Genomic DNA, 19668 nt, shown 5'->3' with positions numbered 1-19668 from the left:
ATGCGCCTGCTACTGGTTGAGGATGACGCCGCGTTGGGCGAGGGGATCTGCGATGGCCTGCGCCTGGAGGGCTACACCCTGGACTGGCTGCAGGATGGCCAGAGTGCGTTGCACGCGCTGAGCGTCGAGACCTTCGACGTGCTGGTGCTGGACCTGGGGTTGCCGCGCCTGGATGGGCTGGCGCTGTTGCGGTGCCTGCGCGCCGCGGAAAACGCCATGCCGGTGCTGATCCTCACCGCGCGCGATGGGCTGGAGGATCGTATCGCCGGGCTCGATGCCGGTGCCGACGATTACCTGGTAAAACCCTTCGACCTCAACGAACTCAAGGCCCGCCTGCGCGCTCTGCTACGGCGCAGCGCAGGGCGAGCCCGGGTGCTGATCGAGCATGCCGGCGTGAGCCTCGATCCGGCGACCCAGCAGGTGCGCTACAACGGTCAGCCGGTAGTACTCACGCCCAAGGAGTACCTGTTGCTGCACGAGCTGCTTGCCCAGCCGGGCAAGGTCTTCACCCGCGAGCGCCTGACCCAGTTGCTCTACGGCTGGGACGAGGAGCCTGAGAGCAACACCCTTGAAGTCAACATCTACCAGTTGCGCAAGAAGCTGTTCAACGGCTTGATCCGCACGGTCCGCGGTATCGGCTACCTGGTGGAGGGGCGCGCATGAGTTCGTTGCGCCAGCGCACGCTGTGGCGGGTCATGCTGTTGCTGCTGCTCGGCAGCGGTCTGTTGGCGCTGTACAACTACCACGACAGCCGGCATGAAATCACCGAAGTATACGATGCCCATCTGGCGCAGAACGCTCGCCTGCTGCAGGGGGTGATGAGCCTGCCGGTGCAGGAACAGAACCGTCAGGCGCTGTACCAGGCATTCGACGAGGCGCTGAGCCAGGCGGGGCGGCACCGGGTCGGCCACCCTTACGAAAGCAAACTGGCCTTCCAGGTGTGGGACGACCACGCTACCTTGCTGGTGCGTACCCCCAGCGCGCCCGCATTCGCGGTGCCACCGAGCACGCCGGGGTTTTCCGACATGCTGGTGCAGGGCCAGCGATGGCGTGGTTTTGTGCTGCCGGTGGCGGAGAAGCACTGGCTGATCTGGGTGGGGGAACGCAACGATGTGCGCTACGACCTGATTGACAGGATCGTGCGTCACACCTTGATGCCGTTTTTGCTTGGCAGCCTGGCATTGGCGCTGCTGGTCTGGGTGGCCATCGGCTGGGGGCTGCAGCCGTTGCAGAACATGGCCCAGGTGATCCGTGGCCGTCACGCCGAGTCCCTGGACCCCCTGCAGTTGGTGCCGTTGCCCAAAGAGCTCGAACCAATGCAGGCGGCGATCAATCGGCTGCTGGCGCAGATCGAGCAAATGCTGCGCCGAGAACACCGTTTCATTGCCGATGCCGCCCACGAGATGCGCACGCCGCTGGCGATCCTGCGCCTGCACGCGCAGAACGCGCAGGCCGCCACCGGCGAGGCGGAGCGCAACAAGGCCCTGGGGTATCTGATCGGCGGTGTCGACCGCCTGACCCGGGTGGTCAACCAGCTGCTGACCCTGGCCCGCCTGGAACCCCGCCTGGCGCAGCGCAACTGGACTGAAGTCGACCTCGCTGTGTTGGTCACCGAGACCCTGGCGGAGCTGACCCCGTGGATCCTCGAACGTGGTCAGGAACCCTCCCTGGAGATCGCCGAAGGGGTCGACTACCGGTTGTACAGCGATGCCGGCGCACTGGGCATTGCCCTGCAGAACCTGGTGACCAACGCGGTGGACCATTCGCCCTCTGGGGGGCGGGTTCGGGTGGGCCTGCGCCGCGAGGAACAGGCATTGGTGCTGGAAGTGCAGGACGAAGGCCCTGGTATCGATCCGGCCGACCTGGAGCGGGTATTCGAGCGTTTCTACAGCAAGGACGCGCCCAATGGCGCCGGTCTGGGGTTGTCGATCGTGAGCACCGTCATCGAGCGCCTGGACGGTAGCGTGCAATTGCACAATGCCTCGCCGCGGGGGTTGTGCGCCACCCTGCGGTTGCCGGCGGCGCAGGCCTGATCAGTGACGCTGGGCGATCTGGATCAGGTTGCCGCAGGTGTCATCGAAGACCGCCACGGTGACCGGGCCCATGTCGGTGGGTGGCTGGGTGAATTGCACGTTCGCCTTGCACAGGCGCTCGTATTCGGCATGGATATCGCGCACCCCGAACGAGGTGGCAGGGATGCCGTCCTGCTTGAGCGCCGCCTTGTAGGCCTTCGCCGCAGGATGGGCATCGGGCTCGAGCAGCAACTCGACGCCATTGGGATCATTGGGGGAGGTGAGGGTGAGCCAGCGGTACTTGCCCATGGGGATGTCGTGCCTGGGCTCGAAGCCCAGGACATGATGGTAGAAGGCATGGGCCTTGGCCTGGTCGTCGACGAGGATGCTGGTGACTACGATCTTCATCAGACTAGCTCCGTTGATTCCTCTCTCTAGCAAAGCACATCCCTGACCATCTGTTGTTCAGGATGTATTCAAACAGTGCGTTCGAAGATGGGCGGTGAAATCGAGAGTTCCTGTTCGTTTTAGACGCAGTGCAATTGTCATTAGGTGTTTGTATCGATGCGTATCCGCAAAACCGAATGACCAGCGGACAGACGGCGCAAATGCCTAATGCGAAAGTGATATCAGATCGCTTGCATGCCTTCAGCGCCGATCTATGCTCAGGACATTCCGTGAGCACAGGAGGCCCGGTCCATGTTCGAGTACCATCGCAAGTCCGACTTGATCGAGATTCAGCGCAGCCGGCAGGCCTTGGCGGGCATGGAGGCGAAGCTGGCAGCGATCAGCCGTTCCATGGCGATGATCGAGTTCGCGCCGGATGGCACGATCCTCGAGGCGAACGAGAACTTCTGCAAGACCATGGGCTACAGCGCCGACGAGATCCGCGGCAAGCACCATCGGCTGTTCTGCGACCCGGCCTACGCCAAGAGCGCCGAGTACCAGCAGCTCTGGCGCGAACTTGGCGAGGGCAAGGCCATCAGCGGTACGTTCGAGCGCCTGGACAAGGCGGGCCGCGAGGTGTGGCTGGAGGCCAGCTACATGCCGGTGATCGATGAACGCCAACAGGTGACCAGCGTGATCAAGGTGGCCTCCGACATCACCCGCCACGTGATCGAGGAGCACGAGAGCGAAAGCCTGCTCAAGGCAATCGGCCGTTCAATGGCAGTGATCGAGTTCACCCCGGCCGGGCGCGTGATCAAGGCCAACCAGAATTTCCTCGATACCATGGGCTATCGCCTTGAGGAGGTGGTGGGGCGCCATCACGGGCTGTTCTGCCTGCCGCACGAGCGCGAGTCAGCCCAGTACCGCGACTTCTGGGCCTCGCTCAACCGTGGCGAGTACCACTCCCATCGCTTTGAACGGGTCAACAAGCAAGGCCAGACCGTGTACCTCGAGGCGTCCTACAACCCCATCTTCGACAACAAGGGCCGCCTGTACAAAGTGGTGAAGTTCGCCAGCGACATTACCCGCCAGGTCAGCACCCAGCAGACTGCCGCCGACGCTGCCCATGCCAGCTCGGTGCAGACCGACGCCTGCGCGCGCAAGGGGACACAGGTGGTGCAGCAGGCGGTCGAGGTGATCGAGCAGATCTCTTGCGAACTCAACGACGCCGCCCGCACCATCGACGCGGTGAGCAAACAGTCCGAGGTGATCGGGCAGATCGTCCTGACCATCCGCGGCATCGCCGACCAGACCAACCTGCTGGCGCTCAATGCCGCCATCGAGGCGGCCCGGGCCGGCGAGCATGGCCGTGGCTTCGCCGTGGTCGCCGATGAGGTGCGCAACCTGGCGGCGCGCACCAGCAAGGCGACCCTGGAGATCGTCGAAGTGGTGCGGCAGAACCATGACCTGTCGTTGACCGCCGTGGCCAGCATGCAGTCAAGTCTGACCCGTACTGGCCTGGGTGTGGAACTGGCCAACGAGGCCGGTACGGTGATCATGGAGATCCAGCAGGGTTCGCGGCACGTGGTGGACGCCATCAGCCAGATCAATTCGACCCTTCAATTGCACTGAGGCTCTGGCGCAGTTCGAGCTCCAGGGTATGCAGGCTCGACCGTAACTGGGCGAGCCGTTGCTCAACCGGCTGCCCCAGGGCTATGGCCTGCTCCAGCGCTTCGCAATCCTGCCTCACGCCCCTGACCTTGAGCATCCGCGCACCGCCCTTGACTCGATGGACTACCGGGGCGAGGGCTTCGGCTGGCGGGTTGGCGCCCAGTGCATGCAATGCCTGGAGGTCTTCGGCACTGCTTTGTGCCAGTTGCTCCAGCAGGCGCTTGACCAGCCGATCGTCGTCCTGGGTGAGGTGACGCAGTTGCGCCAGGTCGAAGCCGCTGGCGCGGGGCGCCTCTGCGGCCCGCGGCAGGCAGGCCTTGAGTGCCTGCAGGCCGATCGGCTTGAACAGGCATTCATCCATGCCGTTGTCCAGGCAGCGCTGGCGTTCCTCGGCCTGGGCATTGGCCGTCACGCCGATGATTCGAACCGCGGGCAGGTTTTCTTCGCGCTCCCGTGCACGAATCTGGCGGGCCAACTCATGGCCGTCCATCACCGGCATGCTGCAATCGGTGATGACCACATCGAAATGGCCGTCCAGCCAGAGCGACAGCGCGGCCATGCCCTGGTCGGCGAGGGTCACCTGGTGACCCAGCGAGCGCAGTTGCTTGTCGAGCAGCAACAGGTTGGCGGGGTAGTCATCCACGACCAGGACTTGCAGCGGGCCAGCACCGGCTTCGATCAAGGCCTTGCCGGCAGGCTCGGTGGCAGGAGGCTCGGCGCCTGGCAGGCGCAGATGCACTTCGACCTGGGTGCCCAGGCCCTCGATGCTGTTCAGGTGCAGCTCGCCCCCCATCAGCTCGCACAGCTCGCGGCTGATCACCAGGCCCAGGCCCGCCCCCTGGCGTGCCTGCCGGCCATCGACCTGGGAAAAACTGGTGAACAGACGTGCCTGATCGCTACTGCTGATCCCCACGCCGCTGTCCTTGATTTGCAGCCTGACCTCAAGCAGGCCGGCATCAATCGGGGCGACAGCCAGCGACACGTCGATCCGGCCCTGGTCAGTGAACTTGATCGCGTTGCTCAGCAGGTTTGACAGCACCTGCTTGAAACGCAGCGGATCGACCAGCAGCCAAGTGGGCGAGGCGGGCAGCAGCGCACCCAGCGCAAGCCCTTTGAGGCGTGCGTTGCCTTCGAAAACCCGCAGGGTCGCACTGATCAGCTCTACCAGATCGCAAGCTACCGGTTGCAGCGTCATGTGGCCGGACTCGATGCGAGAGATGTCGAGCACATCGCCAATCAGGTCGAGCAGGCCAATCGCCGAGCCGTGGGCCGCCTCCAGCGCCTGGCTGTCGCTATGGCCGTGCTGGCTGTCCTCCAGTGCCATCTCGAGCAGGCCGATGACTGCGTTCATCGGTGTGCGGATTTCGTGGCTCATGACTGCCAGGAAGGTGCTTTTCGCCCGGCTGGCCTGCTCGGCATCGTCCTTGGCCTGGCGCAACTGTTCGAGCAATCCGCGGCTGAGTGCCAGTTGTTCCTGCAGGGCGCGTTGGGCCTCGCTACGCTGGTGGATCAGCTTGCGCAGGTAGGTGTTCCAGAACGCCACGCCGGCCAGCAGCAGGGCGGCCAGCACCAGTACTTGCAGCGCCAGGGTGCGGTAGTTGCGCCAGGGGCTGTCGCTGACTGCGGTGTTGGTTCGCCATCGATTGACCCGTTGCTCCAGCTCGTCGGGTGGGATGCTTAGCAAGGCCTTGTCGAGGATTGCCTGCAATTGCGGCTGCGCGGGGCCTGCGGCGAAGGTCGCCAGGGCCGGCTCGTCACCGTGCAGGCCGGCAATGCGCAGGCGGTGCTTGAACACCTGGTTGATGAAATAGCTGGCATTGATGTGCGAGCCAAGGGCGACATCGGCATCGCCGTTGGCCACGGCCTCCATCAGCTGCAGGGGGTTCTCCACCTCGACGGTCCGCAGGTCGCCGTACTGCCGTTCGAGGCCTTCGCGCAAGGGCGATCCCCTCAGCAAGGCCACCCGTAGTCCTCGCAGCGGTTGCTGCGGATCGAGGGGCGCTGCATCCTGGCGGACCACCAGAACCCGCGGGCTGATCATGTAGGGGCGGGTGTAGCGCAGGCGTTGGGCGCGGTGCTCGCCGTAACCGATGGCGCCGATCATGTCCGCCTTGCCCTGGGCGACCTGCTCGATCATGTCCTCGAACGACTCCGACTCGACCACCTTGAAACGCAGGCCGGTGCTCAGGCCGATACGCTCCAGCAGGTTCAGGGCGATACCCCGTGGTTGCTGCTGGGCGTCGGTGAAGCTCAGGGGCGCCAGGGTGGTGTTGATCATCACCGTGATCTGCCGGTGTTTCGCGATCCAGTCGCGCTCCTCCTGGGTCAGGGCATCGAGGCGACGGTCAAGCAGCAGGCTGGTGCCGCCGCCAGCCCAGCGGCGCAGGATGTTCAGTCGTTCGCTGTCGGCGATGCGCCCCAGGGCCAGGTCGACCAGTTGCAGCAGGCGCTGGTTGTCCTGGGTCAGGGCAAAGGCGAAGCTGCTGGCCGGGGCCTTGACGAAATGATCGACCTTGACCGTTTCCTGGAAACCTTTGGCAATGGCATAGTCGGTACTGATGGCGTCACCCAGGTAGGCGTCGGCCTGACCCAGGGCCACGGCGGCGACCCCTGCGAGGGTCGAGCGATAGAGGTTCAGCTGGACGCCGGGATAGAGGCGTCGCACCGCCTGCATGGGCAGGTAATGATCCACCATGGCCAGGCGCAGGCCGGCCAGGTCGTCACCGTCGCGCAGGGGCTGGTCCTTGCGCGATACGATAACTGGCAGGTCATCGGCATAGGGCAGGCTGAGAGCCAGTTGTGCATCGTTGGCCTCGAAAGCGTTGGAACTGCCCAGCAGATCGATTTCGCCAGCGCGCAGCGCATCCAGGGCCTGCTCGCGGCTTGGATAGCGACGCACTTTGACCGGCACGCCCAACTGCTCGCTGATCAGGCCGGCGTAGTCCGCGCTCAGGCCCTCGTAGTCGGACTGGCTGTTGTTGATGTCGAAGGGGGGATAGTCGGGGCGCGAGCTGCCCAGTACCAGGCCTCCGCGCTCAGCAAGCCACTGTCGGTCGGTTGCCGCCAGCGTCAAGGGAGGCGCCGCGCTCAGGGCGCGGGCCAGCAGATGGCGAGTTTCGCTGTGCGGCTCACCCTGTACGGGCAAAGACGTCAGCGTGGCCAGCAGCAGGCACAGCAGGGCGCCCTTGATCATGATTCAGGCCACGTTGTTGCGTTTGGCCAGGTCGACCATTTCCACCAGTGACTCGACCTTGAGCTTTTCCATGATCCGGCCGCGGTAGGTGCTGATGGTCTTGGCGCTGAGGTTCATCTGCTCGCCGATCAGTTTGTTGCTCTGGCCGGCGCTGAGCCGGCGCAGTACTTCCATTTCACGGTTGGAAAGCAGTGCCAGGCGCTCGGTCTCGCTTTCCAGGGTATTGCTGTTGACCGCCATCTGCGGAAAGGTCGAGTAACCCTTGACCAGGGCTTTGAGGGCGAAGACCAGGGCATCGAGGTCCTCGTCCTTGTTGACGAAGGCCGAGATGCCGGCGTCCATGCAGCGGCGCACGTAGAGGTCGGCGGGCTGGCCGGTCAGGGCCATGATCCGTGGGGGCGGGTCGATCAGCTTGAGGCGCTTGATCACTTCCATGCCGTCGAGGTCGGGCAGGCCGATGTCGAGGATAACCACATCGGCCCTGGTCTGCTCGGCCAGGCGGGCGGCCTCTTTGCCTTTGCCGGTTTCACCCACGACGGTGAAGCGTTCGCGTTCAAGCAGCATGCGTACGGCGAGTCGCACAATGTGGTGGTCATCGACCAACAGCACGGATGTCATTCAGGTCACTCCTGTCAAAGTGCAGCCCGCTTCCTGCGTTGCATTTCAGGCGCGGGCCGCGGACTTGCTGGGCAGCGCGCACCTTACGGACATTCAGGACCCTTGGTAATAGGCGAGTATAGGTGTGTTGAAAATCCCGCAACAAGCTGTAGAAAATTCCTACAAACAAGGTTTGGGTCCAAGCGCTCAGCCGCAGGGGGCGTGCGGCTTGAGCACTCGCTGGGTGGAGGCGGGGTTGTTGCCCAGTACCTTGCCCACACGAGTGGGGCGCATCACCAGTTGGCCGCCGCAGTTCGGGCAGCGGTCATGGAAATGCCGCTCGTTACAGGCACGACAGAAGGTGCACTCGAACGAACAGATCAGCGCATCCGGACTTTCGGGAGGGAGGTCGGTGTCACAGCATTCGCAGTTGGGGCGCAGGTCGAGCATGGGCAGGGTTTCCATCCAGTTGGAAGGCCCAGTGTGCGCCGCCCACGCTCACTCGGCAATCGCTTCACGGGCCGGGGCGGTAGAGATGGGCGTGACCGGCGCGGTACAGGGCCGAGTCGGCGAACGGGGCATCGCCCAGGACATGACCGACGAGGATCAGCGCGGTACGCCGGAAGCCCTTGGCTGCCAGGCGCTCGACGATGTCCGCCAGGGTGCCCTTGACCCAATCCTGGTCTGGCCAGGTGGCACGATGGACCACGGCAATGGGGCAGTCGGCGCCATAGTGGGGCAGCAGTTGCTCGACGATACGCGGCAGGTGGCGTACACCCAGGTGGATGGCCAGGGTGCTGCCATGGCGGGCCAGATCGGCCAGCTGTTCACCGGCGGGCATCGGCGAGTTGTCGCCGTAGCGGGTGAGGATCACCGTCTGCGCCACGTCCGGCAGTGTCAGCTCGCAACCCAGCAGCGCGGCGCTGGCGGCAGTGGCGGTGACTCCGGGGATGATCTGGTAATCGATGCCCGACTCACGCAGGTGGCGGATCTGTTCGCCGATGGCGCCGTACAGGCTAGGGTCGCCGCTGTGCACGCGGGCCACGTCCTGGCCGTTGGCATGGGCCTGGCGCATGGCCTCGATGATCTGCTCCAGGTGCAGCTCGGCGCTGTTGATGACGGTGTGCGCCTGATGCCCCTCGAGCACTGCAGCAGGTACCAGCGAGCCTGCGTAGATGATTACCGGGCACTGTCGGACAAGGCGCTGGCCCTTGACCGTGATCAGCTCGGGATCGCCGGGGCCGGCACCGATGAAATAGACCGTCATGGAGGTTCCTTGCAGGTAAAGAGGCGGATTATCCGCCGATGGCCAGGGCCAGGGTAGCGCCGCCGAGCCTTTGCCTTGGCACATGCAGGCGCGGCGCAACGCCGGTACGGCCGGCCAGGGCCAGGGCTGCGCTTTCGGCGACGCCCCAGCAGCCGGTCTGGGCGTACACCGTTGTCGAGCGCTGACTGAGCAGCGCTTCGAAGGTCGACAAGTGGCTGCTGTCGAAGCAGATGAACGGCAACCCGAGCCGCTCGGCCAGTGCCAGCAGGCCGGGCTCGCGCGCCTTGGGTTCGATGCTGGCGATTGCCTTCAGCGCCGACAGGGGCAGGGCGTGGTTGGTCAGGGTCTGGCGCAGCAGCACCGCGAGCGTCTCGACCGGACAGCCACGGCGGCAACCAAAGCCGGCATACAACGCCGGCTGGGGAGCAAGGTCGCGCATCAGTGCTGGCTGGAGCGGCGGAACAACCAGGCGCTGAGCAGGCCCAGGGCCAACCAGAACGCGGCGTTGGTCAGCCACGAAGCGATCTTGAACTGGGTCTCCAGCGCCTCGGGGGCCAGGCTTTCATGAACCGCTGGCTGTGGCGCGCCGATCAGGTGCGGGATCACCAGCAGGGCGACGCCGAGCACCTTGAACAGCCAGTGCTGGGCGAACACCAGCAACGCCAGGCCGGCGGCGGTGGCGGCGGCGGTGCCGATCCACCAGGTCTGGCGCTGGCCGAGGTCGGCGGCCGCTGTTCCTGGCAGTTCCGGTGGCAGGCCCAGGGTCGGCGCCAGGCAGAACACGGCGAAGCCCGCCAGGCCCCACAGTGCGCCGGTGGCCACGCGGCCCGGGGCGCGGAGGCTGTACAGCGCGGCGAGGATCAGGGCGAAGCCGACGGCGACCACCAGGTTGCCGCCGGTGGTGGACAGGATACGCTGCCAGCCATCTTCGGGTGCCCAGGCCTCGGCGCTGTGCTCATGAGGCGCGGCGGCCTCGCCATGTTCATGATGTTCAGCGGCGGGGGCGGCGGTTTCATAGGTTTCCGCCTGGAGAATCAACGGGGCGACCCAGAAGCTTTGCAGGAGGGTCAGCAGCAGGGCGGCGAGCAGGCCGCTGAAACCCGCGGTACGGGCGATGCGCGTGATCATGCGGGTGTACTCAGTGGCAAGGGAAGGCGGCGCTGTGGCGGGTGTCGTGGGCGGCGTTGTGCACCGCCTCGATGTGCGAGAAACCGGCGAAGTACACCAGGCACAGGCCCAGCAGGCTGGCGCCGACCGCGACGATCAGGCGCTGGCTGAGACTGACGGGGGTGGCGATACTGGGTTTGGCGTGGGTGATGGGCATGACGCGTTCCTCTGCTGCTTTTGTTGTGGCAACGGGCAGGCGCGACGCCCCCGGGCACGGCTGGCCCAGGTGATACGACAGCGCCCGCCCACCGCGGGGTGTTCTGCAAGCATGTCAGGCCGGTCTCCGGGCTGGCGAGGTGGAGCGGGGCTCCATCGATCAAGCGCCACCTTCCCATGCCGCACGATGGGCACAGTGGTCTGGACGCTTCTCTCGCTTACCGTTGCGGGGGCAGCACCGGCCTTGTCGCCCTCTTCAAGGAGGCGCGACGCACCGGTTTCCCGTTTCACCCCCGTTGGGGGCACCTGAACGCAATGCGCTAGCAAATCACGGGGCCGGGCCTGCGTCAATCGCCGCGGCGGTTGACCGCCAGGCAGGCACTGCGTAGCCTTGCCGGTTCGAGGTTCCCGGGCGCTGGCCCGGGCTAAGACGGGAACGCGGTACAAGCCGCGGCTGCCCCCGCAACTGTAGGCACTGAAGGGTTCGGCACAGCCACTGCGCACGCGCGGGAAGGCGCCATCCCACCGGCTTTGATGGCCGGCGGTGCAAGCCAGGAGACCTGCCTCGCAACGTTTTCGACTTTCAACCGGGCGGGGTGATCCGGTGGCGAAACAGCCAGGCCGACACGGGCCGTGGCTGTCGTCCTGCATGCCCGCGCCATTGCTGCCAAGGGCATCGCGACATGAAAACACTGGCCAAGCTCCCCGTCACCATCGTTACCGGCTTCCTCGGCTCGGGCAAGACCACCTTGCTGCGCCATATGCTCGACAACGCCCAGGGCCGCCGCATCGCGGTGATCGTCAACGAGTTCGGCGAGCTGGGCATCGATGGCGAGATCCTCAAGCAATGCAGCATCGGCTGCTCCGAGGAAGAGGCCAATGGCCGCGTCTACGAGTTGGCCAATGGCTGCCTGTGCTGCACCGTGCAGGAGGAGTTCTTCCCGGTGATGCGCGAGCTGGTGGCGCGCCGCGGCGACCTCGACCATATCCTTATCGAAACCAGCGGCCTGGCCTTGCCCAAGCCGCTGGTACAGGCCTTCCAGTGGCCGGAAATCCGCAACGCCTGCACGGTCGACGCGGTGATCACCGTGGTCGACAGCCCGGCCGTGGCCGCCGGTACCTTTGCCGCCTACCCGGACCAGGTCGATGCCCAGCGCAAGCTCGACCCTAATCTCGACCATGAGTCGCCGCTGCACGAACTGTTCGCCGACCAACTGGCCAGCGCCGACCTGGTGGTACTGAACAAGGCCGACCTGATCGATGCCGAGGGCCTGGCCAAGGTCCGTGCCGAAGTGGCCGAGGAACTGCCGCCGGCGGTCAAGGTGATCGAGGCCAGCAGCGGCCGCCTGCCACTGGAGGTGCTGCTGGGCGTGGGCGCCGAGTCCGAGGCGCATATCGACGGCCGCCGCACCCACCACGACAGCCATCACGACGGCGATGACCATGACGACCATGACCACGACGCCTTCGACTCGATCTCCATCGACCTGCCCGAGGCTGACGAAAGCCTGCTGCTCGATGCCTTGACGCAACTGGTTACCGAGTTCGGCATCCTGCGCGCCAAGGGCTTCGCCGCCATTCCCGGCAAGCCGATGCGCCTGCTGATCCAGGGCGTGGGCACCCGCTTCGACAAGCATTTCGACCGTGCATGGCGCAGCGAGGAGCCACGGATCACCCGCCTGGTGCTGATCGGCCAGGACCTGGACGCGACCCAGCTGGAAGCGCGCCTGCGCCAGGCCCTGGGCGCCTGACCCATGCACCTGCTGCGGACCCAGCCCGGCGGCTTTGTGCCGGACGACAGCATCGCCGACCTCGGCCAGACCCCCGCCGAACTGGTGATCCTCTGCAGCGGTGATTCACACCTGGCGCTGCTTGCCGAAACCGCCGAGCAGTTGCCGGCGGATTTCCCCAGCGTGCGCCTGGCCAACCCGATGCAGGTGCAGAACCATGCCTCGGTCGACCTGTATGTCGACCAGGTGCTGCGCCATGCCAAGGTGATCCTGGTGTCGCTGCATGGCGGTGTCGGTTACTGGCGCTATGGTGTCGAACAACTGGTCGAGTTGGCGGCCCGTGGCGTACAGCTGATCCTGGTACCCGGCGACGACCGTCCCGACCCGGAGCTGACCGGACTGGGCACGGTGGGCGGTGAACAGGCCGAGCGCCTCTGGCATTTCCTGCGCCAGGGTGGCAAGGCCAATGCACTGAACCTGTTCAACTGCCTGGCCAGCCAGTGGCTGGGGCGCGCCTACCCCTGGGACGAGCCGCAGCCTTTGCCGCGCACGGTGGTCTACCACCCGGCCAAGGCCAGCGCACGGCTCGAGGACTGGTACGCCGAATGGCATCCGGAGTATCCAGTGGCGCCGCTGCTGTTTTATCGCTCCCACCTGCAGGCAGCCAACACCGCCTTCATCGATGTGTTCTGCCAGCGCCTGCAGGCTTGCGGCTTGAATCCCTTACCGATCGCCGTGGCCAGCCTCAAGGAACGCGCGTGCCTGGACCAGGTCGAGGCCTGGCTCGACGAAGTGCAGGCCGAGGTGGTGATCAACACCACAGGTTTTGCCCTGTCCAGCCCCGAACAGCCCAATCTGCGCCCGCTGCGTCGCGACGTGCCGGTGTTGCAGGCGATCTGCGCCCAGGACAACCAGCCCGGCTGGGAGCAAAGCGAGCAGGGCCTCGGCGCCCGCGACCTGGCGATGCACATCGCCTTGCCCGAGCTGGACGGGCGCATCATCACCCGGCCGGTGAGCTTCAAGGACCTGGCCTGGCGCAGTGAGCGCAGCCAGTCCGACGTGGTCTGCTACCGCGCCCACCCCGAACGCATGGATTTCGTCGCTGAACTGGCGCGGCGCTGGGTGACACTGGCGCGCCTGGACAACCAGGAGAAGCGCGTGGCCCTGGTGCTGGCCAACTACCCGACTCGCGACGGGCGCATCGGCAATGGTGTCGGCCTCGACACCCCAGGCGCGGCGTTGAATATCCTCAAGGCCCTGCAGGCGCAGGGTTACCCGGTAGCCGGCCTGCCCGACAGCGGCACCGAGTTGATCCATCAGTTGCTTGGCGGTGTCACCAACGACCTCGATCACCTTGACCAGCGCCCTTGCGCCCAGAGCCTGGCCCTGGCCGACTACCACAGCGCCTTCGCCGCGTTGCCCGAGGCCAACCAGCGCGCCGTGCTGGAGCGCTGGGGGCCGCCCGAGCAGGACCCGATGTTCCGCAGCGGGCGCATGATGGTCGCCGGCTTGCGCTACGGCCTGACCTTCGTCGGCATCCAGCCGGCGCGGGGCTACCAGGTGGACCACAGCGCCGTGTACCACGACCCGGACCTGGTGCCGCCGCACGGCTACCTGGCGTTCCACTTCTGGTTGCGCAACGGCTACGCCGCCGATGCGCTGATCCATGTCGGCAAGCACGGCAATCTGGAATGGCTGCCAGGCAAGGGCGTGGGGCTGTCCGCCGAATGCTGGCCAGACGCGTTGCTCGGGCCGCTGCCCAACATCTATCCGTTCATTGTCAATGACCCAGGCGAGGGCGCCCAGGCCAAGCGCCGTACCCAGGCGGTGATCATCGACCACCTGATGCCGCCATTGACCCGCGCCGAGACCTACGGCCCGCTGCGCCACCTGGAACAGCTGGCCGACGAGTACTACGAAGCGCAGTTGCTCGATCCACGTCGCGCCAACGAGTTGCAGCGCGACATCCTCGCACTGGTCAAGGCCAACCACATCGACCGCGAACTGCAGCTTGAAGGGCAGTTGGAGGATGCTGCGGTGTGGTTGCCGCGCCTGGATACCTACCTGTGCGACCTCAAGGAGTCGCAGATCCGCGATGGCCTGCATGTGTTCGGCCAGTCGCCCCAGGGGCGCCTGCGCAGCGACACGCTGCTGGCCCTGGTGCGGGTGGCGCGGGGGGATGGCAAGGGCGGCAATGCCAGCCTGATTCGCGTGCTGGCCAAGGCCTTGGCGTTGGGCTTCGATCCGTTGGACTGCGACCTGGGGCAGGCCTGGGACGGGCCGCGCCCGGGCCTGCTGCTGCAACTCGACAACAGCGCATGGCGCACCTGTGGTGATACCCGTGAGCGTCTGGAGTGCCTCGCGCTGACATTGATCGAGCAGGCATTGCAAGGGGCTGCGGCGTTGCCGGATGAAGACGGCTGGGCACCGGTACGCGAGGTGTTGCAGGCGCTGGTCGAACAGATCGCGCCGGACCTGGACGCCTGTGGCGCCGCCGAGATCGACGGCCTGCTGGCCGCGCTGGCCGGGCGTTTCGTCCCGGCCGGGCCCAGTGGCGCGCCCAGCCGTGGCCGCCTGGACGTGTTGCCCACCGGGCGCAACTTCTACACCGTCGATGTGCGCAACCTGCCGACCACCACGGCCTGGCGCCTGGGGTTCGCCTCGGCCAACCTGATCCTCGAGCGCCACCTGCAGGACCACGGCGACCACTTGCGTCAGCTGGGGCTGTCGGTGTGGGGCACGGCGACCATGCGCACCGGTGGCGACGACATCGCCCAGGCCTTGGCGCTGATGGGCGTGCGTCCGGTGTGGGCCACCGGCAGCCAGCGGGTTGACGACTTCGAGATCCTGCCATTGAGCCTGCTAGACCGGCCGCGGGTGGATGTGACGCTGCGGGTGTCGGGTTTCTTCCGTGACGCCTTCGGCAACCTGATCCGCCTGTTCGACGCCGCGGTGCAGGCAGTGGCCGCGCTGGACGAGCCGGACGAGCTGAACCCCCTGGCCGCCCGGGTGCGCGCCGAGCGTGAAGCGTTGCTCGGCGCCGGCATGGCGCTGGAGCAGGCGGCGCGGCAGGCCGGCTGGCGGGTGTTCGGAGCCAAGCCGGGGGCATACGGAGCGGGCGTGCAGAACGCCATCGACGGGCGCCTGTGGCACAGCCGCGACGACCTGGCCGAGGTCTACCTCAACCATGGTGGCTACGCCTACGGCGCCAGCGACGAGGGCACGCCGGCCCGCGCCGCATTCGCCCAGCGCCTGGCGCAGGTACAGGCGGTGCTGCAGAACCAGGACAACCACGAGCATGACCTGCTCGACTCCAACGACTACTACCAGTTCCAGGGCGGCATGCTGGCGGCCGCCGAAACCCTGGCCGGCACCTCGCGGGCCAGTTACCACGGCGATCACAGCCAGGCCGACCGGCCGCGGGTGCGGACCCTGAAGGAAGAACTCAACCGAGTGATCCGTGCCCGCGCGCTCAATCCGAAATGGATCGACGGCGCCAAGCGTCATGGCTATAAAGGTGCATTCGAGCTGGCGGCGACGGTCGACAACCTGTTTGCCTTCGACGCCACCACCCACCTGATCGACGACCATCATTACCAGGGCCTGGCCGACGCCTATGTGCTCGACCCGGCCACCCGTGATTTCATGCGCGAGCACAACCCCGAAGCCCTGCGCGACCTTACCGAGCGCTTGCTGGAAGCCCAGCAGCGCGGGTTGTGGCAGGAGCCGGGCGACTATCGCGAGAGCCTCGAGCAGCAGTTGCTCGCCGGCGAGGAAGACAGCTGAACATGAGCGAACCCGTACAATTTCCCCTGGCCGCCGTGGTCGGCGCCGACGACCTCAAGCTGGCCCTGTGCCTGACCGCGATCGACCCGAAAATCGGTGGCGTACTGATCGAAGGCCCTCGGGGCATGGCCAAGAGCACCCTGGCACGGGGCCTGGCCGACCTGCTGGGCGGCGGGCCGTTCGTGACCCTGCCACTGGGGGCGACCGAAGAGCGTCTGGTCGGCACCCTCGACCTCGATGCCGCTTTGAGCCAGGGCCAGGCGCGGTTCTCGCCGGGTGTGCTGGCCCATGCCGACGGTGGCGTACTGTACGTCGATGAAGTGAATCTGCTGCCCGATCCCTTGGTGGACCTGCTGCTGGATGTAGCTGCCAGCGGGACCAATCGCATCGAGCGCGATGGCATCTCCCATCGGCACGCCGCCCGGTTCGTGCTGATCGGTACCATGAACCCGGAGGAGGGCGAGCTGCGGCCACAACTGCTCGACCGGTTTGGCCTGAACGTGGCCTTGGAGGGCCTGCCCGCGCCCGAAGCACGGCAGCAGATCATTCGCCGTCGGCTGGCCTTCGACAGCGACCCACAGGCGTTCTGTGCCCAGTGGGCACCCCAGCAGGCCGAGCTGCGCCAGCGTTGCCAGGCCGCGCGCGAGCAATTGGCGTCGATCGCCCTGGACGACCAGGCCCTGGCCTGGATCACCGAGCGCTGCTTTGCCGCCGGGGTGGACGGCATGCGCGCCGACCTGGTCTGGCTGCGCGCGGCACGGGCCCACGCCGCCTGGCGTGGCAATACAGTGATCGAGGAAGCGGATGTGGAGGCGGTGGCCGAGTTTGCCTTGCGCCATCGCCGTCGCGCCCACGCACCGCAAGCGCAGGCCGCCACGGCGGGCGAGCCACCTCGGCCGCAGCAAGCGCAAGGCGGGCAGGGCGACTGGGGCGCGTTGCCGCCCCAGCCGGTGGCGACGGGCGCACGCCGCGAGGTGCCGAACTGGGCAAAAAAGCCCTGAGCATCCGCTCGCGCCACGCCCAGGCGGCGGATGCCAGACCCCGTGCCGGCAATTTGACAGGTAGCGCCCGGGGCCGCCCGCGTGCGGCCGAGGCAGGCCGCATCGCCTGGCTGCCGACCTTGCTCAAGGGGCGGCCGCGCCTGCGCCGCGAACTGTGCTGGCAAAAACGCCAGGCACAGGCGCCGGAACTCTGGCTGGTGATCGTCGATGCCTCGGCTTCCACCCGCCGCAACCAGGCGCTGACCCAGGCCAAGGGCCTGCTGGCCGGACTGTTCGATGAGGCCTATCGGCAGCGGGCACGCCTGGCCCTGCTCACGGCCAGTGGCGACAAGCCGCAATGGCAACGGCATGGCCTGAAAGCCTCGGCGGCGTTGCAGCCCTGGCTGCAGGCGCTGGGGGCGGGCGGTGGCACGCCGTTGCCGGCGGCGCTGGAAGAGGCGCGTCGTTGGTTGTTGGCGCGGGGCAAGCGCCTGCCCCTGGAGACCCAGCGTTGCCTGGTGCTGACCGATGGTCGCCTGCAATCGGCGGCGCAGTTGCAGCCGTTACCGTGCGGCACGTTGCTGGTGGATATGGAAATGGCGGCGGTGCGTGTGGGCCGCGCACGACAACTGGCCGAACAACTGCATGCCGAATATCGGCATATCGAGCAGTTCAGCGTGATCAATTAAGCAGGCAGCTGCGACAGGATGTCGCAATTGAAAAAGTTATCCCCGTATTTGGGGAAAGTTGCCAAAGTGCGTGGCAGCCACGCACTTTGTAACAGGCAGCCTTGTTACTTTGGCATCGACCAGGGTTGCAGGTCGTAACCTTTGCCGGAAAGTTCGGCGCGCACTTCCTCGATCAGACTGGCCCATTGCGCAGGGTCGGAATAGACGCGCGAGGACACTTGTTTGCTGCCGATACGGGTGCTGGTCCGGTCGATCACTGCCAGGCTCAGCTCACCAGTACCGTTGGGTGCATCCCAGGCTACGCACTGGAAGGGTTCGAAGGCGTGGTCGGCGATCAGCAGTGCTTCGTTGACACGGAGCGGGGCATTCATGGTTCGGTCTCTCTCATGGTCCCAAACAGCGAAATATTGTTCCGCGGTGTTATTCCTGAACACTCTACAGCGCGGGGTTATTTGTACTGATGCTCCAGGTCAGGGTTCAAGTCACAAGGTTTTGAAATTTTTTATTGACGATTCATTCGCCCGTGCGTGTCGCTCCCGCCTCAGACGCGCAAGGGTTGAGATAATTCCCGAGTGTGCCGGGCACACGGCTGGCGGGCTGACCAACGGTAGTGGGGAGCGTCAAGTTCATTGCTACTGTTAATTCGGGCGTCGCAACTGTCTGTTTATAGGTAAAAAACCAATAACTGGCGCCAAGGAAAGGTCATGCTTGAACCTGCATCCCACCGCCGCCTGCTGATCGTCGACCCCTGCGACGATTGCCACCGCCTGTTGCCGGGCTTGCGCAGTGTCGGCTGGGACGTCCGAAGTTGCACGCTCGAGGCGGCGCTGGAGCAACCCTGCGATGTAGGCCTGGTGCGCTTGCAAGCCTCGCACCTGCTGCACCCCGAAGCGCTCAAGGACCTGATCAAACGCAGCAATACCGAGTGGATCGCCGTGCTCAGCGCCGAGGAACTGCGTCTGCAGAATGTCGGCGATTTCGTCTGCGAGTGGTTTTTTGACTTCCATACGTTGCCGTTCGATGTCTCCCGGGTGCAGGTCACCCTGGGCCGTGCCTTTGGCATGGCACGCCTGCGCGGCAAGGGCGCGGTGCGGGTCGATGAGCCCGAACACGAACTGCTGGGCGAAAGCCGGCCGATCCGCGAGTTGCGCAAGTTGCTCGGCAAGCTGGCGCCGACCGAGTCGCCAGTGCTGATCCGTGGCGAAAGCGGAACCGGCAAGGAACTGGTGGCGCGCACCCTGCACCGGCAATCACAACGCTGGGACAAACCGTTCATTGCCATCAATTGCGGGGCCATACCGGAACACCTGATCCAGTCCGAGCTGTTTGGCCATGAAAAGGGTGCCTTCACCGGGGCCCACCAGCGCAAGGTGGGGCGCATCGAAGCGGCCAATGGTGGCACCCTGTTTCTCGACGAGATCGGTGACCTGCCTTTGGAGCTACAGGCCAACCTGCTGCGCTTTCTTCAGGAAAAACACATCGAACGGGTGGGCAGCAATCAACCCATCGCCGTCGACGTCAGGGTTCTGGCGGCGACCCATGTGGACCTGGAAAAGGCCATCGCCTTGGCGCGGTTTCGCGAAGACCTGTACTACCGCCTGAATGTGCTGCAAGTGGTGACCGCGCCACTGCGTGACCGGCATGGCGACCTGTCGATGCTGGCCAGCCATTTCTCGCAGTTCTACAGCGCCGAGACGGGCAGGCGGCCACGTTCGTTCAGCGACGGTGCCTTGGCGGCCATGGGCCGGCACGAGTGGCCGGGCAATGTGCGCGAGTTGGCCAACCGGGTGCGGCGTGGCCTGGTGCTGGCCGAAGGGCGGCAGATCGAGGCCCAGGACCTGGGGCTGCAGGACCTGCAGGAACAGGACCAGCCGCTGGGCACGCTCGAGGATTACAAGCACCGCGCCGAGCGGCAGGCGTTGTGTGATGTGCTGAACCGGCACAGTGACAACCTGAGCATCGCGGCCAAGGTGCTGGGTGTGTCGCGGCCGACGTTTTACCGGTTGTTGCACAAGCACCAGATTCGTTGAGCA

The 19668-nt window shown here is 65.8% G+C and carries 17 protein-coding genes, 1 pseudogene and 2 riboswitches; of the genes and pseudogenes, 9 read left to right on the top strand and 9 right to left on the bottom strand.

Going from position 1 to position 19668, the window contains the following annotated elements:
• The gene (locus tag ACZ9C1_RS07480; RefSeq protein ID WP_110702192.1) at positions 1-663 is read left to right on the top strand and encodes a response regulator; all 663 of its coding nucleotides are present in this window, start codon (positions 1-3) and stop codon (positions 661-663) included.
• Complete coding sequence (locus ACZ9C1_RS07475; RefSeq protein ID WP_277504534.1) at positions 660-2033, top strand: sensor histidine kinase; 1374 nt, start codon at positions 660-662, stop codon at positions 2031-2033. The genes ACZ9C1_RS07480 and ACZ9C1_RS07475 overlap by 4 nt, the downstream gene beginning before the upstream one ends.
• Here ACZ9C1_RS07475 and ACZ9C1_RS07470 read toward each other — a convergent pair whose 3' ends face one another.
• Entirely contained in the window at positions 2034-2420 is a 387-nt protein-coding gene (locus ACZ9C1_RS07470; RefSeq protein WP_110702188.1) for a VOC family protein, read from the bottom strand.
• A gap of 291 nt (positions 2421-2711) precedes the next feature.
• On the opposite strand from ACZ9C1_RS07470, the pseudogene ACZ9C1_RS07465 reads away from it, so the two are divergent.
• Together ACZ9C1_RS07465 and ACZ9C1_RS07460 are read left to right on the top strand one after the other, a co-directional pair.
• A pseudogene (locus ACZ9C1_RS07465) lies at positions 2712-3494 on the top strand (PAS domain-containing protein); the annotation flags it as partial.
• Positions 3495-3536: 42 nt separating this feature from the next.
• On the top strand, positions 3537-4031 hold the full coding sequence (locus ACZ9C1_RS07460; RefSeq protein WP_231867507.1) for a methyl-accepting chemotaxis protein: 495 nt from the start codon (positions 3537-3539) through the stop codon (positions 4029-4031).
• Here ACZ9C1_RS07460 and ACZ9C1_RS07455 read toward each other — a convergent pair.
• The 7 genes from ACZ9C1_RS07455 to ACZ9C1_RS07425 form a co-directional block, all read right to left on the bottom strand.
• On the bottom strand, positions 4006-7263 hold the full coding sequence (locus ACZ9C1_RS07455) for a transporter substrate-binding domain-containing protein (RefSeq protein WP_277504531.1): 3258 nt from the start codon (positions 7261-7263) through the stop codon (positions 4006-4008). The genes ACZ9C1_RS07460 and ACZ9C1_RS07455 overlap by 26 nt on opposite strands.
• A 3-nt stretch (positions 7264-7266) precedes the next feature.
• Complete coding sequence (locus ACZ9C1_RS07450) at positions 7267-7881, bottom strand: response regulator transcription factor (RefSeq protein ID WP_102682447.1); 615 nt, start codon at positions 7879-7881, stop codon at positions 7267-7269.
• Between the two features lie 186 nt (positions 7882-8067).
• Positions 8068-8310, bottom strand: a complete 243-nt coding sequence (locus ACZ9C1_RS07445) for a DUF1272 domain-containing protein (RefSeq protein ID WP_102682448.1) — start codon at positions 8308-8310, stop codon at positions 8068-8070.
• 64 nt (positions 8311-8374) lie between these two features.
• Positions 8375-9127 carry a precorrin-4 C(11)-methyltransferase gene (gene cobM, locus ACZ9C1_RS07440; protein ID WP_110702179.1) on the bottom strand — a complete coding sequence of 251 codons (753 nt, stop codon included), beginning with the start codon at positions 9125-9127 and terminating at the stop codon, positions 8375-8377.
• 28 nt (positions 9128-9155) lie between these two features.
• Positions 9156-9566: a cobalamin biosynthesis protein gene (locus ACZ9C1_RS07435; RefSeq protein WP_277504527.1), complete on the bottom strand. Its 411-nt coding sequence runs from the start codon at positions 9564-9566 to the stop codon at positions 9156-9158.
• Positions 9566-10255 (bottom strand): CbtA family protein, encoded by a 690-nt coding sequence (locus ACZ9C1_RS07430; protein ID WP_476253828.1) that lies wholly within the window; start codon positions 10253-10255, stop codon positions 9566-9568. The genes ACZ9C1_RS07435 and ACZ9C1_RS07430 overlap by 1 nt, the downstream gene beginning before the upstream one ends.
• Positions 10256-10265: 10 nt before the next feature.
• Positions 10266-10451: a CbtB domain-containing protein gene (locus ACZ9C1_RS07425; RefSeq protein ID WP_046855330.1), complete on the bottom strand. Its 186-nt coding sequence runs from the start codon at positions 10449-10451 to the stop codon at positions 10266-10268.
• Positions 10452-10551: 100 nt separating this feature from the next.
• A riboswitch (cobalamin riboswitch) is annotated at positions 10552-10774 on the bottom strand.
• A 61-nt stretch (positions 10775-10835) separates the two neighbouring features.
• A riboswitch (cobalamin riboswitch) is annotated at positions 10836-11032 on the top strand.
• A gap of 101 nt (positions 11033-11133) precedes the next feature.
• Between ACZ9C1_RS07425 and cobW the strand changes: the two genes are divergently transcribed.
• Genes cobW through ACZ9C1_RS07405 form a run of 4 tightly spaced genes read left to right on the top strand, consistent with a single transcriptional unit; the run spans position 11134 to position 17635 of the window.
• On the top strand, positions 11134-12201 hold the full coding sequence (gene cobW, locus ACZ9C1_RS07420; RefSeq protein WP_046855331.1) for a cobalamin biosynthesis protein CobW: 1068 nt from the start codon (positions 11134-11136) through the stop codon (positions 12199-12201).
• Positions 12202-12204: 3 nt separating this feature from the next.
• Entirely contained in the window at positions 12205-15966 is a 3762-nt protein-coding gene (gene cobN / locus ACZ9C1_RS07415) for a cobaltochelatase subunit CobN (RefSeq protein ID WP_457378633.1), read from the top strand.
• A 2-nt stretch (positions 15967-15968) separates the two neighbouring features.
• Positions 15969-16967, top strand: a complete 999-nt coding sequence (locus tag ACZ9C1_RS07410) for a magnesium chelatase ATPase subunit I (protein ID WP_277504517.1) — start codon at positions 15969-15971, stop codon at positions 16965-16967.
• Positions 16968-17020: 53 nt separating this feature from the next.
• On the top strand, positions 17021-17635 hold the full coding sequence (locus ACZ9C1_RS07405; RefSeq protein WP_277504516.1) for a vWA domain-containing protein: 615 nt from the start codon (positions 17021-17023) through the stop codon (positions 17633-17635).
• Between the two features lie 104 nt (positions 17636-17739).
• Here the strand turns inward: ACZ9C1_RS07405 and ACZ9C1_RS07400 are convergent, their stop codons facing one another.
• Positions 17740-18006, bottom strand: coding sequence for a hypothetical protein (locus tag ACZ9C1_RS07400; protein WP_028690802.1), 267 nt, complete (start codon positions 18004-18006; stop codon positions 17740-17742).
• Positions 18007-18339: 333 nt separating this feature from the next.
• Between ACZ9C1_RS07400 and ACZ9C1_RS07395 the strand changes: the two genes are divergently transcribed.
• Complete coding sequence (locus ACZ9C1_RS07395; RefSeq protein WP_277504510.1) at positions 18340-19665, top strand: sigma-54 dependent transcriptional regulator; 1326 nt, start codon at positions 18340-18342, stop codon at positions 19663-19665.
• Positions 19666-19668: the final 3 nt, after the last annotated feature.

This window comes from Pseudomonas sp. TE21435 (assembly GCF_056279265.1).
Note: the sequence above shows the minus strand (reverse complement) of the source record. Positions and strands in the feature narration are given on the sequence as shown.

Bases quoted from the DNA above. Each gene is read 5' to 3' on its own strand.
- ACZ9C1_RS07480 (WP_110702192.1), top strand. From the start codon at position 1: ATGCGCCTGCTACTGGTTGAGGATGACGCCGCGTTGGGCGAGGGGATC.
- ACZ9C1_RS07475 (WP_277504534.1), top strand. From the start codon at position 660: ATGAGTTCGTTGCGCCAGCGCACGCTGTGGCGGGTCATGCTGTTGCTG.
- ACZ9C1_RS07470 (WP_110702188.1), bottom strand. From the start codon at position 2,420: ATGAAGATCGTAGTCACCAGCATCCTCGTCGACGACCAGGCCAAGGCC.
- ACZ9C1_RS07455 (WP_277504531.1), bottom strand. From the start codon at position 7,263: ATGATCAAGGGCGCCCTGCTGTGCCTGCTGCTGGCCACGCTGACGTCT.
- ACZ9C1_RS07450 (WP_102682447.1), bottom strand. From the start codon at position 7,881: ATGACATCCGTGCTGTTGGTCGATGACCACCACATTGTGCGACTCGCC.
- ACZ9C1_RS07445 (WP_102682448.1), bottom strand. From the start codon at position 8,310: ATGCTCGACCTGCGCCCCAACTGCGAATGCTGTGACACCGACCTCCCT.
- cobM (WP_110702179.1), bottom strand. From the start codon at position 9,127: ATGACGGTCTATTTCATCGGTGCCGGCCCCGGCGATCCCGAGCTGATC.
- ACZ9C1_RS07435 (WP_277504527.1), bottom strand. From the start codon at position 9,566: ATGCGCGACCTTGCTCCCCAGCCGGCGTTGTATGCCGGCTTTGGTTGC.
- ACZ9C1_RS07430 (WP_476253828.1), bottom strand. From the start codon at position 10,255: ATGATCACGCGCATCGCCCGTACCGCGGGTTTCAGCGGCCTGCTCGCC.
- ACZ9C1_RS07425 (WP_046855330.1), bottom strand. From the start codon at position 10,451: ATGCCCATCACCCACGCCAAACCCAGTATCGCCACCCCCGTCAGTCTC.
- cobW (WP_046855331.1), top strand. From the start codon at position 11,134: ATGAAAACACTGGCCAAGCTCCCCGTCACCATCGTTACCGGCTTCCTC.
- cobN (WP_457378633.1), top strand. From the start codon at position 12,205: ATGCACCTGCTGCGGACCCAGCCCGGCGGCTTTGTGCCGGACGACAGC.
- ACZ9C1_RS07410 (WP_277504517.1), top strand. From the start codon at position 15,969: ATGAGCGAACCCGTACAATTTCCCCTGGCCGCCGTGGTCGGCGCCGAC.
- ACZ9C1_RS07400 (WP_028690802.1), bottom strand. From the start codon at position 18,006: ATGAATGCCCCGCTCCGTGTCAACGAAGCACTGCTGATCGCCGACCAC.
- ACZ9C1_RS07395 (WP_277504510.1), top strand. From the start codon at position 18,340: ATGCTTGAACCTGCATCCCACCGCCGCCTGCTGATCGTCGACCCCTGC.